15 protein-coding genes and 1 rRNA gene are annotated in these 14,858 nt (G+C 63.5%); 5 read left to right on the top strand and 11 right to left on the bottom strand.

Features of this window, described 5'->3' with window-relative positions; genetic code table 11:
• Positions 1-84: 84 nt before the first annotated feature.
• The 8 genes from ASC94_RS26905 to rpe form a co-directional block, all read right to left on the bottom strand.
• Positions 85-597, bottom strand: a complete 513-nt coding sequence (locus tag ASC94_RS26905; protein ID WP_056403609.1) for a hypothetical protein — start codon at positions 595-597, stop codon at positions 85-87.
• Positions 598-617: 20 nt separating this feature from the next.
• A complete protein-coding gene (gene trpC, locus ASC94_RS26900) occupies positions 618-1,418 on the bottom strand; it encodes an indole-3-glycerol phosphate synthase TrpC (RefSeq protein ID WP_056403606.1) in 801 nt (266 codons plus the stop codon).
• Positions 1,419-1,428: 10 nt separating this feature from the next.
• Positions 1,429-2,079: a LysE family translocator gene (locus ASC94_RS26895; RefSeq protein ID WP_056403603.1), complete on the bottom strand. Its 651-nt coding sequence runs from the start codon at positions 2,077-2,079 to the stop codon at positions 1,429-1,431.
• Positions 2,080-2,089: 10 nt separating this feature from the next.
• Positions 2,090-3,148: an anthranilate phosphoribosyltransferase gene (trpD, locus tag ASC94_RS26890; RefSeq protein WP_056403600.1), complete on the bottom strand. Its 1,059-nt coding sequence runs from the start codon at positions 3,146-3,148 to the stop codon at positions 2,090-2,092.
• 93 nt (positions 3,149-3,241) lie between these two features.
• Positions 3,242-3,805 carry an aminodeoxychorismate/anthranilate synthase component II gene (locus tag ASC94_RS26885; RefSeq protein WP_056403596.1) on the bottom strand — a complete coding sequence of 188 codons (564 nt, stop codon included), beginning with the start codon at positions 3,803-3,805 and terminating at the stop codon, positions 3,242-3,244.
• Position 3,806: 1 nt separating this feature from the next.
• On the bottom strand, positions 3,807-5,303 hold the full coding sequence (gene trpE, locus ASC94_RS26880) for an anthranilate synthase component I (protein ID WP_056403593.1): 1,497 nt from the start codon (positions 5,301-5,303) through the stop codon (positions 3,807-3,809).
• Between the two features lie 200 nt (positions 5,304-5,503).
• A complete protein-coding gene (locus tag ASC94_RS26875) occupies positions 5,504-6,220 on the bottom strand; it encodes a phosphoglycolate phosphatase (protein WP_200955842.1) in 717 nt (238 codons plus the stop codon).
• Positions 6,221-6,225: 5 nt separating this feature from the next.
• Positions 6,226-6,891: a ribulose-phosphate 3-epimerase gene (gene rpe / locus ASC94_RS26870; protein ID WP_056403590.1), complete on the bottom strand. Its 666-nt coding sequence runs from the start codon at positions 6,889-6,891 to the stop codon at positions 6,226-6,228.
• A 140-nt stretch (positions 6,892-7,031) separates the two neighbouring features.
• On the opposite strand from rpe, the gene apaG reads away from it, so the two are divergent.
• Positions 7,032-7,406, top strand: a complete 375-nt coding sequence (gene apaG, locus ASC94_RS26865) for a Co2+/Mg2+ efflux protein ApaG (RefSeq protein WP_056403587.1) — start codon at positions 7,032-7,034, stop codon at positions 7,404-7,406.
• Between the two features lie 15 nt (positions 7,407-7,421).
• Here the strand turns inward: apaG and ASC94_RS34085 are convergent, their stop codons facing one another.
• A complete protein-coding gene (locus tag ASC94_RS34085) occupies positions 7,422-7,553 on the bottom strand; it encodes a hypothetical protein (protein WP_267875134.1) in 132 nt (43 codons plus the stop codon).
• A 24-nt stretch (positions 7,554-7,577) separates the two neighbouring features.
• Between ASC94_RS34085 and ASC94_RS26860 the strand changes: the two genes are divergently transcribed.
• Positions 7,578-8,855 (top strand): murein transglycosylase A, encoded by a 1,278-nt coding sequence (locus tag ASC94_RS26860; RefSeq protein WP_056403584.1) that lies wholly within the window; start codon positions 7,578-7,580, stop codon positions 8,853-8,855.
• Positions 8,856-8,926: 71 nt separating this feature from the next.
• On the opposite strand, the gene ASC94_RS26855 is transcribed toward ASC94_RS26860, so the two are convergent.
• Complete coding sequence (locus ASC94_RS26855; protein ID WP_056403580.1) at positions 8,927-9,370, bottom strand: universal stress protein; 444 nt, start codon at positions 9,368-9,370, stop codon at positions 8,927-8,929.
• Between the two features lie 157 nt (positions 9,371-9,527).
• Here ASC94_RS26855 and ASC94_RS26850 point away from each other — a divergent pair, with 157 nt between their 5' ends.
• Positions 9,528-12,269 carry a DUF4214 domain-containing protein gene (locus ASC94_RS26850; RefSeq protein ID WP_056403578.1) on the top strand — a complete coding sequence of 914 codons (2,742 nt, stop codon included), beginning with the start codon at positions 9,528-9,530 and terminating at the stop codon, positions 12,267-12,269.
• Here the strand turns inward: ASC94_RS26850 and ASC94_RS26845 are convergent.
• Entirely contained in the window at positions 12,260-13,516 is a 1,257-nt protein-coding gene (locus tag ASC94_RS26845; protein ID WP_082616870.1) for an MFS transporter, read from the bottom strand. The genes ASC94_RS26850 and ASC94_RS26845 overlap by 10 nt on opposite strands.
• Before the next feature lie 75 nt (positions 13,517-13,591).
• Here ASC94_RS26845 and ASC94_RS26840 point away from each other — a divergent pair, with 75 nt between their 5' ends.
• Both ASC94_RS26840 and ASC94_RS26835 read left to right on the top strand, forming a co-directional pair.
• Positions 13,592-14,368, top strand: coding sequence for an enoyl-CoA hydratase (locus ASC94_RS26840; RefSeq protein WP_056403575.1), 777 nt, complete (start codon positions 13,592-13,594; stop codon positions 14,366-14,368).
• Positions 14,369-14,771: 403 nt separating this feature from the next.
• Positions 14,772-14,858, top strand: a 16S ribosomal RNA gene (locus ASC94_RS26835); the annotation flags it as partial.

Genomic DNA, 14,858 nt, shown 5'->3' with positions numbered 1-14,858 from the left:
TTCGGCGGCGCATTGGCGGCGCATTAGTGGCTCACGCGCTGCCGCGCTAACCCGCCCTACGGGCTACCTCCGTTGTCGCCGGCATTACTGGACCGGCGCCAGCGTCCGGATCTGGAAGCGGTAGTCTTTGTTGAACAGGAACGTCTCGGAGATATCGAAGGTCTTGTGATGGCCGGCCATCAGCTTGCCCGGCTTGGGGAAGGGCGCCGCCGCGCGCATGGCCGCCAGCGCCAAGTTGCTGGCCTTCTGGTCGCGCGAGCGCGCCACGCGCAGGTTGACGATGTCGCCGTCGCGCCCGATCTTCGCTTCCAGCACCACGATGGAGGTCAGCAGCGGCGGCAGCGCGCCGCTGAAGGCGGCATCCGGCGTGGCGGCCAGGATCTTGGCGGCGAGGGCGCGCTTGTAGTCGTCCAGATTGTGGATGGGCGGCGGCAGCGGCGGCACCGGCACTTGCTCGGACGGCAGCGGCGTGCGCGGAATGTCCGCAGGCCTGTTCGAGATGTCGCGCCGCGGAGGTTCTTTGCCGCAGGAGGCCAGCAGGGATGCACCCAACAGCGCCGCGAGGCCGATGGCGGCGCTGTGCTGTAATCTGCCCATGGCGGGCCTCCCCAAAAGAATTAGCTGAACAGGCGGCGCAGCTCCGCGCCCGGATCCGGCGCGCGCATGAAGGCTTCGCCCACCAGGAAACTGTGGACGTTTGCATCGCGCATGCGCTGCACGTCGTCACTGTTCAGGATACCCGATTCCGTGATCACCAGGCGCTCGGCTGGGATGCGGCCGAGCAGGTCCAGCGTGGTGTCCAGCGAGGTTTCGAAGGTGCGCAGGTTGCGGTTGTTGATGCCGATCAGATTGCTTTTCAGCTTGAGCGCGGCGCTCAGTTCGTCGCCGTCGTGCGACTCGATCAGCACGCCCATGCCCAGTTCGTGGGCGCAGGCTTCCATCTCGGCCATCAGGCCGTGATCCAGCGCGGACACGATCAGCAGGATGCAGTCGGCGCCCATCGCCCGCGCTTCGTAGATCTGGTACATATCGATCATGAAGTCCTTGCGCAGCACCGGGATGGCGCAGGCGGCGCGCGCCTGCTTCAGGTAGTCGTCCGCGCCCTGGAAGTAATGCACGTCGGTCAGCACGGACAGGCAGGCGGCGCCGTGGCTGGCGTAGCTCTCGGCAATCTCGGCCGGGCGGAAGTCGGCGCGCAGCACGCCCTTGGACGGCGAGGCCTTCTTCACTTCGGCGATCACGGCCGCGTTGCCTGCCGCGATGTTGGTGCGCAGGCTGGCTTCGAAACCGCGCAGGCCGGCGCGCAGTGTGGCGTCGCCTTCCGCTTCGGCGCGCAGGCTGGCCAGGCTGCGGTGCTTCTTGGCGGCCGCCACTTCGTCGGCCTTGGTGGCCAGGATCTTGTTCAGGATGTCGGACATGGTCGTGCTTTCAATGTTGTTCGGACAGCGCCAGGCGCACGCCGAGTGCCAGGAACAGGCCGCCCGTAATGCGGTTCAGCCACAGCGCCACCAGCGGTTTGACCTTCAGGCGCGCGCTGGCGAAGGCGGTGAACACTGCCAGCCCGTTACACCACAGCATGCTGTTGAAGTTGAAGATGCAGCCCAGGATGAGGAAGGCCAACGCCTTGTTGGGCGAGTCGGCCGAAATAAACTGCGGCACGAAGGCCAGGAAGAACAGCGCCACCTTGGGGTTCAGCACATTGGTCAGGAAACCCTGGGCGAAAATCCTGCCATAGGAGGCCGCTGCCGGCGCGGCGGCGGCGGGTTCGCCCGCGTCGCCGTCGCCCGCTTTCAGCCTGGCGCGCAGCATGCCGATGCCCACGTAGACGATGTAGGCTGCGCCCACCCATTTCACCACGCTGAATGCCATGGCGGAGGTGGACAGCAGCGCGGACAGGCCGACGGCGGCGGCGGTGACGTGCACCATGGTGCCGGCGCCGATGCCCAGCGCCGCGGCGCAGCCCGCGCGCCAGCCCTGCGTGGCGCTGCGCGCCATGATCAGCAGCGAATCCGGGCCGGGCATGATGTTGAGCAGCAGGCCGGAAACGATAAACAGCGTCAGGTCGTGGATGCCGAACATGGTCTTCTCCTTAGTTGGCCGCGCCAAGCTGCTGCGTCACCGACACGAATTGCTCCACCTTGGCCAGCGCCGCGCCGGACGTGATGGCGGCGCGCGCCTTGGCCAGCCCGTCCTCGATGGAGGTGGCCACGCCCGCCGCATACAGCGCCGTGCCCGCGTTCAGCGCCACGATGTCGTAGGCCGCGCCGGTTTCGCCGCGCAGCGCTTCGAGCATCTTGGCTTTCGATTCGGTGGCGTCGGCCACTTTCAGGTTGCGGCTGGCGATCATCTGCATGCCGAAGTCTTCCGGGTGGATTTCGTATTCGCGGATTTCGCCGTTCACCAGTTCGCCCACCATGGTGGAGGCGCCCAGCGACACTTCATCCATATTGTCTTTGCCGTATACCACCACCGCGTGCTGGGCGCCCAGGCGCTGCAGCACGCGCACCTGGATACCCACCAGATCCTGGTGGAACACACCCATCAGGATGTTCGGTGCGCCGGCCGGATTGGTCAGCGGCCCCAGGATATTGAAGATGGAGCGCACGCCCAGTTCGCGGCGCACCGGCGCCACGTGTTTCATGGCGGCGTGGTGGTTGGGCGCGAACATGAAGCCGATGCCGGTCTGCGCGATGGACTGCGCGATCTGCTCGGGCTTGAGGTTGATGTTGGCGCCCAGCGATTCGATCACGTCGGCCGAGCCGGACGAGGACGACACGCTGCGTCCGCCGTGCTTGGCCACGCGCGCGCCAGCCGCCGCCGCCACGAACATGGCGGTGGAGGAGATGTTGAAGGTGTGCGCGCCGTCGCCGCCGGTGCCGACGATGTCGAGCAGATTGGTGGTGTCGGCCATCGGCACCTTGGTGGAGAACTCGCGCATCACCTGCGCGGCGGCGGCGATTTCGCCGATGGTTTCCTTCTTCACGCGCAGGCCCATGGTCAGGGCCGCGACCATCACGGGCGACATTTCGCCGGACATGATCTGGCGGAACAGGTGCAGCATTTCGTCGTGGAAGATCTCGCGGTGCTCGATGCAGCGCAGCAGCGCTTCCTGATGGGTGATCTGGTGCGTGTTTTTAGGCGTAGGCATGGCAATTCCTCTTCAATCGTATTGAGCTCGGGACGGACTGCGGGCGTGGCGCGCGCGGAAGCGTAAAGCAGCGCAGCGCACGCGGCGCGCAGGTCAGCGTTCCAGGAAGTTCTTCAGCAGCGCGTGGCCGTGTTCCGACAGGATGGACTCGGGGTGGAACTGCACGCCCTCGATGTCGTATTCCTTGTGGCGCACGCCCATGATCTCGCCGTCGTCGGTCCACGCCGTCACTTCCAGGCAGGATGGCAGCGAGGCGCGTTCGATCGCCAGCGAGTGGTAGCGGATCACGGTGAAGGGGCTGGGCAGGTCTTTGAAGACGCCCACGCCGGTGTGCGCGATAAGGGAAGTTTTGCCATGCATGACCTGCTTGGCGCGGATTACCTTGCCGCCGAACGCTTCGCCGATGGCCTGGTGGCCCAGGCATACGCCCAGGATGGGCTTTTTGCCGGCGAAGTGCTTGAGCACGTCGATGGAAATGCCCGCTTGCGCGGGGTCTTTCGGGCCGGGCGAAATGCAGATGCGGTCCGGGTTCATCGCTTCAATTTCAGCGATCGTGATTTCGTCGTTGCGGAAAGTGCGGACATCCTCGCCCAGCTCGCCGAAATACTGCACGATGTTGTAGGTGAAGGAGTCGTAGTTGTCGATCATCAGCAGCATCTCAGAACTCCCCATCCAGGCCATCTTGCACTTGTTCGGCGGCGCGCAGCACGGCGCGCGCCTTGTTTTCAGTTTCCTGCCATTCCATTTCCGGTATCGAGTCGGCCACGATGCCGGCCGCGGCCTGCACGTACAGCATGCCGTCCTTGATCACGCCGGTGCGGATGGCGATCGCCACGTCCATTTCGCCGCCGAAGGACAGGTAGCCGCAGGCGCCGCCGTAGATACCGCGCTTGGTGATTTCCAGCTCGTCGATCACTTCCATGGCGCGCACTTTCGGCGCGCCGGTCAGGGTGCCGGCCGGGAAGGTGGCGCGCAGCACGTCCAGGTTGGACATGCCTTCCTTCAGCGTGCCTTCCACGTTGGAGACGATGTGCTGCACATGCGAGTATTTCTCGATCACCATGCGGTCGGTGACCTTCACGGTGCCGATCTCGGAGATGCGGCCCAGGTCATTGCGCGCCAGGTCGATCAGCATCACGTGCTCGGCGATCTCTTTCGGGTCGGCCAGAAGTTCCTTGGCCAGCTCGGCGTCGCGCTCCGGCGTACCGCCGCGCGGGCGGGTGCCGGCGATGGGGCGCAGCGTGACTTTCTTCTGGCCGTCGGCCGCGGTCTCGTTGCGCACCAGGATCTCGGGCGAGGCGCCCACGATCTGCATGTCGCCGAAATTGTAGAAATACATATACGGCGACGGGTTCAGCGAACGCAGCGCGCGGTACAGGGTCAACGGCGAATCCACGTAAGGCTTGCGCAGGCGCTGGCCGATCTGCACCTGCATCAGGTCTCCGGCCATCACGTATTCATGGGCGCGGGCCACTGCCTTCAGGTAGTCTTCCTTGTCGAAGTCGCGGATGGTTTCGGTGCGCACCGAGGCGCTCGTCACCGGCGCGTCGACGCCGCGGCGCAGCAGGGCGCGCAGGTCTTTCAGGCGCTGGCGCGCCTTGGAATACGATTCCGGCTGGCTGGTGTCGGCGTAGACGATCAGGTAGAGCTTGCCGGAGATATTGTCGATCACCGCCAGCTCTTCGGTCACCATCAGCTGGATGTCCGGCAGGTTCAGGTCATCCCTGGGCGCGCTGCCAGCCAGCTTCTTTTCGATGTGGCGCACGGTGTCGTAGCCGAAGTAGCCGGCCAGGCCGCCGCAGAAGCGCGGCATGCCGGGGCGCAGGGCCACCTTGAAGCGCGACTGGTACTGCTCGATGAAGTCGAGCGGGTTGCCCTCGTGGGTTTCGATCACGGCGCCGTTCTTCACGATTTCGGTGACGTTGCCGTGCGTGCGCAGCAGCGTGGTGGCCGGCAGGCCGATGAAGGAGTAGCGCCCGAAGCGCTCGCCGCCCACCACCGATTCGAGCAGGAAGGTGTTCTTGCCGTGGTTCTGGGTTTGCGCCAGCTTCAGGTACAGCGTGAGCGGGGTTTCCAGATCGGCGAACGCTTCCGCGATCAGGGGGATACGGTTGTAGCCTTGCGTGGCCAGCGATTTGAATTCGAGTTCGGTCATGTTCTCTCCATGCCGCCCAAAGCGATAGGTGGAGTTCGGGCGGGAGTCGTTCAAAAAACCTGTCGGCCACGGAAATGCGGGCGACAGCAATCAGCGGGGGTCAGTTAGCCCAGGATTGCCAGCGTCGCCATAGCCAGGCCTCAATCGAGCCCTGGTGCGTGACATTGTGTCTTTTGTTGAGAAACATGCTGTGTTTAGGATCAGTTTGCTATCTGGTTGTGCAAGCGTATCAAGTCTGCCGCGTGTAGCAGCGTGTCAACTATACCATCGGAATCTGTGTCGTGTATAGACTCGCCGTGATTGTAGCCGTACGGGACCGTCAGGACCGGGCAGCCGGCCGCGCGCGCGGCCTGCGCATCGTTGGAGGAATCGCCGATGGCCACCACCTGGGCCGGGTCCAGCGCAAAATCGCGGCACACCTGCAGCAGCGGCAGCGGATGCGGCTTCTTCTGGGCCAGCGAATCGCCGCCGTAGAGCACCTCGAAATAGCCGGCCAGGCCTTTCTGCTCCAGCAGCGGCCTGGCGAACGAGACGGGTTTGTTGGTCACGCAGGCCAGGCGCAGGCCGTGCGCCCGGAGCGCGTCCAGCCCGGCGGCCACGTCGGGATACAGCGTGCTGTGCTCGCCGTTGATGTCCAGGTAGTGGCGCTGGTAGGCCTTCATGGCGGCAGGGAAGCGCTGCTCCACCTCGGCCGCGCCGGCGTACACCGCCAGCACGGAGCGGATCAGGTGCTCCGAGCCTTTGCCCACCATCAGCTCGATCTGCGCGACGGACAGCGGCTGCAGCCCGGTCTCGGCCAGCATGCGGTTGATGGCCACCTGGAAGTCCGGCATGGTGTGCAGCATCGTGCCGTCGAGGTCGATGATGGCGGCCTTGACGCCGCGCAGCGGGTTCACGCCAGGTGCAGCAGCCGCCATCGTCATTACACGCCCGCCAGTTGTGCGCGCATGGCGTCGATCACTGCCTTATAGTCTGGCTGGCCGAAAATGGCGGAACCGGCAACAAAGGTGTCGGCGCCGGCCTTGGCGGCTGCGGCGATATTGTCGATCTTGATGCCGCCGTCCACTTCCAGCAGGATGTCGCGGCCGGATTCGTCGATCATGCGGCGCGCTTCGGCAATCTTCTTGAGTGCCTGCGGAATGAAGGATTGGCCGCCGAAGCCGGGGTTGACCGACATGATCAGGATCATGTCGATCTTGTCCATCACGTGCTCCAGGTAGCTCAGCGGGGTGGCCGGGTTGAACACCAGGCCGGCCTTGCAGCCGTGGTCGCGGATCAGCTGCAGGGAGCGGTCGATGTGGTCGGACGCTTCCGGGTGAAAGGTGATGATGTTGGCGCCGGCCTTGGCGAAGTCGGGAATGATGCGGTCCACCGGCTTGACCATCAGGTGCACGTCGATCGGCACATCCACGTGCGGACGGATGGCCTGGCACACCAGCGGGCCGATGGTCAGGTTGGGCACGTAGTGGTTGTCCATCACGTCGAAGTGGATGATGTCGGCGCCGGCGCTGACGACATTGCGCACTTCCTCGCCCAGGCGGGCGAAGTCGGCGGACAGGATGGACGGGGCGATGCGGAAGGTAGTCATGGATGGGCCTGCGATAAAAAGATGCGCTATTTTACGCTGACCCTTGCGCCCGCGCCGGATTTGCGGTGCAATGTCAGATAGACGATAACAATTCGTTACGCTTGCAAGAAGAGTTACCCAAGAATTATTAAGGATTGCAGATGGCCAATTATGAATTCACTGTGTCGGTCAGAACCCAGTATCTGCCCGAGCAGTCCGATCCCGAACGCACCAATTTCGTGTTCACGTATTCGATCACGATCAAGAACACGGGAACGGTGGCCGCGCAGCTGATCTCGCGCCATTGGATCATCACGGACGCCAACAACCACACCGAAGAGGTGCGCGGGCTGGGCGTGGTGGGCCACCAGCCGCTGCTGCAGCCTGGCGAGCAGTTCGAGTACACCAGCGGCACCGCGCTGGCCACGCCGCAGGGCTCCATGGTCGGCGAGTACTTCTGTGTGGCCGAGGACGGCCACCAGTTCGAGGCCAAGATCCCCGAGTTCGTGCTGTCGCTGCCGCGTACCCTGCACTAGGTTTCCAGCGCCCTGCTACGGCTGGCCATCCTCCTTGCCGCCTGCGTCGGGACCGGGCAGCGGCCTGGCGGGCGGCTTCTTCTTCGAAGGCAGCGTCCACCAGACGATGAACACCAGCAGGAACAGCGCCACAAACGCTTCCAACATCAACACCCACATATCCAGTCCCCCATGTTATTTGCACGCAGTAGTTTAATCGTTTCCCTGAGCGCCGTGGCGCTGGCGCTGTCCGCCTGTACTTCCCCGATGCCGCCCGCGCCGGCCCAGCCTGCGCCGCCATTGCAGCCGGTTCCGCCGGCCCAGCCGCGCCCGCCCGAGACGCCGGCCCAGCCGGTGCCGCCCGCAGCGCAGCAGACGCCCGCCGCGCCGGCCGCCATCCGCTTCGTGCCCTCCACCTTTGCCGCGCTGCCGGGCTGGGAGCGGGACGACCTGCGTGCCGCCTGGCCCGCTTTTATGGCTTCCTGCTCGGTGCTGGCCAAGCGCGCCGAGTGGAAGGAACCGTGCGGCGTGGCGCGCCAGGTCAATGCGGACGACGAGAAAGCGATCCGCCTGTATTTCGAGAGTTTCTTCGAGCCACAGCAGGTGATTGCGCCCGACGGCGCGGACACCGGCCTGGTCACCGGCTACTACGAGCCGCTGCTGCGCGGCGCGCGCAAGAAGGGCGGCCCTTACCAGACCCCGCTGTATAAAGTGCCGGAGGACCTGCTCACCGTGGAGCTGGCCGGGGTCTACCCGGAATTGAAAGGCATGCGTTTGCGCGGCCGCCTGCAGGGCAAGAAAGTGGTGCCTTACGCCACCCGCGCCGACATCGAGCGCGCCAGCTTCACCGGCAAGGAGCTGCTGTGGGTGGACGATGCGGTGGAAGCGTTCTTCCTGCAAGTGCAGGGTTCCGGCCGCGTGCAGCTGACCGACACCCAGGAAACCGTGCGTGTGGCCTATGCCGACCAGAATGGCCATCCCTACAAGTCGATCGGCCGCTACCTGGTGGACAAGGGCGAACTGACCATGGACCAAGCCTCCGCGCAAGGCATCAAGGCCTGGATCGCCGGCCATCCCACGCGCCAGGCCGAGCTGTTCAACGCCAACCCGTCCTACGTGTTCTTCAAGGAAGAAAAGCTGCCGGACCCGAAAGTGGGCCCGAAGGGCGCGCTGGGCGTGCCGCTCACGCCGCAGCGCTCGGTGGCCATCGACGCCTCGCAGCTGCCGCTGGGCGCGCCGGTGTTTTTGTCCACCACACAGGCCAACAGCGACATACCGCTGCAGCGCCTGGTGATGGCGCAGGACACGGGCGGCGCCATCCGCGGCGCGATCCGGGTCGACTATTTCTTCGGTTTCGGCACCGAAGCGGCTGAAAACGCCGGTCGCATGAAGCAGCGCGGCAGCGTATGGGTGCTGATGCCCAAACAAATTCCGCCCGCCGCATCAGCCAAGCCGCCCCGCAAATCCTGAGCCAGGGCTGTAGGGCGGATTAGCGGGCCCCGCCCGCGTAGTCCGCCGGCGCCGCCGCGCCGCCAGCCCGGCTAGCGCAGCACCAGCACCGGCAACTCGGTATGTGCCAGCACCTTCTGCGTCTCGCTGCCCAGGAACAGTTTGTTGAGCCCCTTCCTGCCGTGCGACGCCATCACGATGGCGTCGCAGCCATGCTTCTCGGCCGCCGCCACGATCTCCTGGTAAGGGCTGGGCGACAGCGCCACCACGCCCTCGAACGGCACGCCGGCCGCGCTGGCCGCCGCCGCCACCTTGTTCACATTGTCGCGCGCGGCGCGCTCCATCTGGCCTTCGAACACTTCCGCGTCCGGCGCCACGATGCCGCTATCCCCGCTCAGGGTCATGAAAGGAAAGGGCTGGACCACGCTGATGGCGGTCACGCGTCCCCCGTGCACGCGGGCCAGTTCCATCACGCGCGGGGCGACTTTGTCCGACAGCTCGGAACCGTCGGTGGGAAATAAGATGTGGCTGAACATGGCATCCTCCTGGTCGTGGTCGGCGATGAGTCCAGTGTAGGCGCGATGATATCGCGCGCGGCGCACGACAGCCAAAAATGTTTCCTGGTGACAATTCGTGATAATTGCTTGGCAGTGTTGCCTATACAATCCCAAGTTACCCAACTTTGAGAACACCATGGCCCTCACCGACGACTACGCTTCCGACAAGACCACCAGCGGCTACATTCAAGCCGGCGGCCAGACTTCAGCCACATTTGAACAAAGCAGGGACGCGGACTGGTTCCGAGTCACACTGGCGGCCAACACCTATTACACCTTCCAGCTGGAGGCTACCGGGCTTGCCGTCAGTCCCGCCTACTTGTCATTGGACCTGTACTCGTCGCAAGGCAGCTATTTTTCATCGGCCGCTTCCAGCTATACCAGTTCGGGCATCACGAGCACTTTCAAATCCGTTGCTGCAGGCGACTACTATATTTCCGCCGGCATGTCCTATTATTCCGGTACCGCCTCGCAAGCTTATACGGTCAAAAGCAGCGCGGGTGTTGCCGATGCAGTGGGCGACACCATGCAGACCGCGTCGGCGATGGTGCTGGGTGTACAGCAGAGCGGCGTGTTCGAGGGGCCGTCCGACATCGATGTGTACAAGCTGACGCTGGAACAAGGCGTGAGCTATTCGGTCAAACAAAGCTGGGTCACGGCCGGCGGCAGCTACACCAGCCTCAACGTGACTAACGCAAGCGGCCAGAGCGTTTCGCTCAGTAGCGGTTCGAGCGACGGCTACACTTTCAGCGCTGCTGCCAGCGGTGTCTACTATATCTCGACGCGAGGCGGCAGCAACAGCGGCGAGGCGCCGAAATACAACTTGCTGGCGGCAGCGGCTGCGGACGACTACAAGGCAGCGGTGGCCGGCGCCGGCGCGCTGGTCGTGGGCGGCAGCACGAAGGGCCGCCTGGAGGTGGGCGGCGACCGGGACTGGTACGCGGTGACACTGAAGGCCGACTCCGTCTATTGGTTCACCGCCAAGGCCGATCCAGCCAGCACCGGTACCGGCTACAGTTCTGGCAACGCTCAACTTAAGGTGCTCGACAGCGCGGGCCAGGTGATGGCTTCCATTAACGGCTCCAACAACCAGGCCGTGTTGCAGTTTATTCCAACCAAGGCCGGCACCTATTACTTCGAAGTGGGCGACGGCTACGGTACGACAGGCAATTATGTGGCCAGTGCTTCCATAGGCCAGCGTGATGATTACGGCAATACCATGGCTACTGCCGCGTCGGTCGCGGTTGGCACCGCGGTTCGCGGCAAGCTGGAGCTGTCCAACGACGCCGATATGTTCAAGGTCGCGGTCACGGCCGGCAGCACCTATGTTGTCGAACTGACGGCTGACAATAGTGTCAATAGTCCTGACCTCAGCCTGTCGGGCCAGACGGCCAGCGGCTCTTACGGCAGCCTGGTTTCCTACAGCAAAGCGGGCGCGGCCGAGTATCGTGTTTTCACCGCCAACGCCACTGGCGACTTCTACCTTACTGTGGCCAACAGCAACAGCTATGGCACCTCCGGCTACACCCTGAACGTCAGCACCCCAGCCGTGGATGACGCGGCGGCCAGCACCGGCACCACACGCTTGCTGTCCACTGGCACCAAACTGTTCGGCGCACTGGACTATATTGGCGACGTCGACTGGATCAAAGTCAAGCTTGCGGCGGGCAATAAATACGCGTTCGTGCTGGAAGGGCAGGCAAATGGCCAAGGTACGCTGGATCTGGCAAACGTCGGCCTGTCCATGGCCGCCGGGCCGACCGGGTACTATTACGGCTTGAACAGTATGAGCGGCATCGCGGGTAAGGGATACACCTTTACCGCGGAGACCAGTGGAGACTATTATCTGGCAGTATCTCCCGGCACTTACTCCACCACGGCGGGCACGGGCACGTATGCGCTTAACGCGTACAACCTGAGCGGCGACACCGCCTTGCCTGCCCTGGTGTCCTTTGCGCCGGGTAACGGCAGTACTGGCGCCAGCCTGACCGGCAACATCACGCTGACATTTAACGAGATGGTGCGCATCGGCGATGGCAATATCCGCCTGATCGATTCAATAGGCAATGTGGTCGAATCGTTCTACTCCTATGGCTCTGACGCCAGACTCCAGATCAACGGCAACGTAGTAACCATCAACCCGACCGCCAATTTGCAGGCGAGCACCAAGTATACGCTGGAGATACCGGCAGGGTCGCTGTTGGACTACGCGGGCAACAAATTCCTGGCCGACTCAGTCTATAACTTCACCACGCTCAACACGGTCGCCCAAGGCGGCAGCGGCAATGATCTGCTCACCGGTATCGGCACCAATGTGCGCTTGGCCGGTGGCGACGGCATCGACACTGTGGTGTACGGCAGCAGCTGGGGCAGCTATACGATCAGTGTCGGCGCCACCGAGACGAAAGTGTGGTACCGCTCCGGTGGCAGCGTTGGCACGGGCGATGTCTTGAGCGGCGTCGAGCGCCTTCAGTTTTCAGACCGAAATGTCGCGCTCGATGTGGACGGCCATGGCGGCCAGGCTTACCGGCTGTACCAGGCAGCGTTCAACCGCGCACCCGACAAGGCTGGCCTCGGCTTCTGGATGTCGCACCTGGATAACGACATGACGTTGTCATCGGTAGCCCAGGCCTTCCTGGAGAGCACCGAATTCCAGGTCCGTTACGGCACACTCAGCAATGAGGCCTTCGTCAACAGCCTGTACACGAATGTGTTGCACCGCGCGGGGGAAGCGGCTGGCGTGGCGCATTGGGTCGGCAAGCTGGAGCAAGGAGTTGCGCGTGCCGATGTGCTGATGGGGTTCAGCGAGAGCGGAGAAAACGCTACCGAGATCCTGAAGGTGATCGGCAACGGCTTCGAGTACACGCCTTACGGCTGATCGGGCGCCACGCTGCGCAGCGGCCGCGACATGAGCAGCGCCGCTGCCAGCATGATACCGCCAGCGGCCACGCAGGCCATGCCGGCGCGGATGCCGTAGCGGTCGCCCAGGTAGCCTGCGGCGAGTGCGCCGGCCGGGCCGGTCACGCCGGTCAGGAAGCGCATGGTGGAAATCACGCGGCCGATATAGGCGTCCGGCGTTGCCTTCATGCGCAAGGCCATGAAGGGAATGAAGAACAGCATTACCGCGCAGTCGTACATCAGCACCACCAGCCCGAAGGCGAGCGCGCTGTAGAGCGGGCTGCCGAACAGCCCCGACGGGATCGCCGGCATCAGCGCGAAGCCGGCTACGGTGCCGCAGGCGCCGACCAGGAAGGTCCGGCCCGCGCCATAGCGGCGGTTCAGGCGCTTGACCAGCACCGCACTCAGCAGTACCCCCAGCCCACCCAGCATATGCGCCGCGCCCAGCATGCCGGGCGTCATGCCCAGTTCGCGCGTGGCCAGCAGCACCAGCAGCGCGTTGTAGCCGAACAGGAAGAAGTGCCATAACGCCGCGCCCCAGGCCAGGGTGCGCAGCAGCGGCTCGCGCCAGATGAAGGCGAAGCCGGAGGCAATGTCGCGCAGCGGATGCCGGTCCGAGGCGGCCGGTGCCGGTTCCACCAGCTGCGTCCTGCGCAGATTCCATGCCGATACCAGGAAGCTCAGCGCGTCGAACAGCACGGCAAACGGCGCGGTCAGCCATTGCACAAGCAGGCCGGCCAAGCCCGGCGCCAGCAGGCGCGACACGGAGTCGGTGGCGGCGAATTTGGACTGCGCCTCGATCAGCTGCTGCCGGCCCACCAGCAGCGTCAGGAAAATCTGTTCGGCCGCGCCACTCAGCACCCCGCAGCTGGCGAACAGAAAAGTGACGGCATACAGCCAGGGCATGGACAGCAGGCCCAGCCACCAGCCCAGCGGAATGCTGGCCAGCAGCGCGCCCTGCAGCAACCGGCTCACCAGCAGGATGGGCAGCTTGCGCCGCCGGTCCAGCCACACGCCGGCTGGCAGCGCGAACAGCGCATACGGCAGGGCCTGGCAGGCGGCGACCATGCCCATCTGGCCGGGCGTGGCGTGCAGCAACAGGGCGGAACAGAGGGGGATGGCGAGTGCGCTGATTTGGGCGCCGAAGCTGTTCAGCACACTGCTGAACCAGTAGCGGCGGAAATCCGGATTGCGCAGCAGAGGATCGTGGGACGGGAAGAATGGCATCGGCGCAAATAATACCAGCGCACTTGCAAGAACCGCTACAATCGTCCGATATCCCGCTATATATAGGAGACCCCGATGCAATATGAAGACCTGATCGTTGAAACGCATGGCAAGGTAGCCCTGATCCGCCTGAACCGTCCGAAGGCGCTCAACGCCTTGAACGACCGCATGATGAATGAGCTGGGCGAGGCATTCCGCATTTACGATGCGGACCCGGAAATCGGCTGCATCATCCTGACCGGCAGCGAGAAAGCGTTCGCGGCCGGCGCCGATATCGCGGCCATGGCTGATTACACCTACCAGGACACCTATCGCGACAACTACATCACCCGTAACTGGGAACATATTCTGAAGGTGCGCAAGCCGGTGATCGGCGCCGTAGCCGGCTTTGCGCTCGGCGGCGGCTGCGAACTGGCCATGATGTGCGACTTCCTGATTGCGGCCGATAGCGCCAAGTTCGGCCAGCCGGAAATCAAGGTCGGCGTCACGCCTGGCGCCGGCGGCACCCAGCGCCTGCCGCGCGCCATCGGCAAAGCCAAGGCCATGGACCTGCTGCTGACCGCGCGCATGATCGACGCGGCCGAGGCAGAGCGCATCGGCTTGGTATCGCGCGTGGTGCCGGCGGATAAGCTGATCGAAGAAACGCTGGCGGCGGCCACCACCATCGCCTCCATGTCCACCTCGGTAGCCATGCAGATCAAGGACGCGGTCAACCGTGCCTTTGAAACCACGCTGACCGAAGGCGTGAATTACGAGCGCCGCTTGTTCCAGGCAGCGTTCGGCACTCCGGCCCAGCGAGAAGGCATGCACGCCTTCCTGGAAAAGCGTCCCGCAAAGTTCGACGGACTCTGAAAATAGATGTTGACGAGAGGAAGGCGAAGCCCCATACTCTCGTTTCTCTGCTGCTGACGAACAAAACGCTTCGTTGGAAACGGCAGGTTCTTTAAAAATTAACAGTCGATAAGTGTGGGCGTTTGATGATGATGCCGGAGGCGCAAGCCTCTTAGCTCAAATTATTAAACGCTCGCACAATATATTNAGTAACGCAGAATTCTTTAAAAATTAACAGTCGATAAGTGTGGGCGTTTGATGATGATGCCGGAGGCGCAAGCCTCTTAGCTCAAATTATTAAACGCTCGCACAATATATTAAACGTGACCTTCGCAAGAAGGAATCGTCAGTATTTTGAGTGAGGTGTTTTATGCCAATGGCATGAAACACAGACAAGTCCATTTATGGACTTTAAACAGAGATTGAACTGAAGAGTTTGATCCTGGCTCAGATTGAACGCTGGCGGCATGCTTTACACATGCAAGTCGAACGGTAACAGGGAGCTTGCTCC

Source organism: Massilia sp. Root418 (assembly GCF_001425265.1).
Lineage (GTDB): Bacteria > Pseudomonadota > Gammaproteobacteria > Burkholderiales > Burkholderiaceae_D > Rugamonas.
This window is presented reverse-complemented; position numbering and strand designations above follow the sequence as displayed.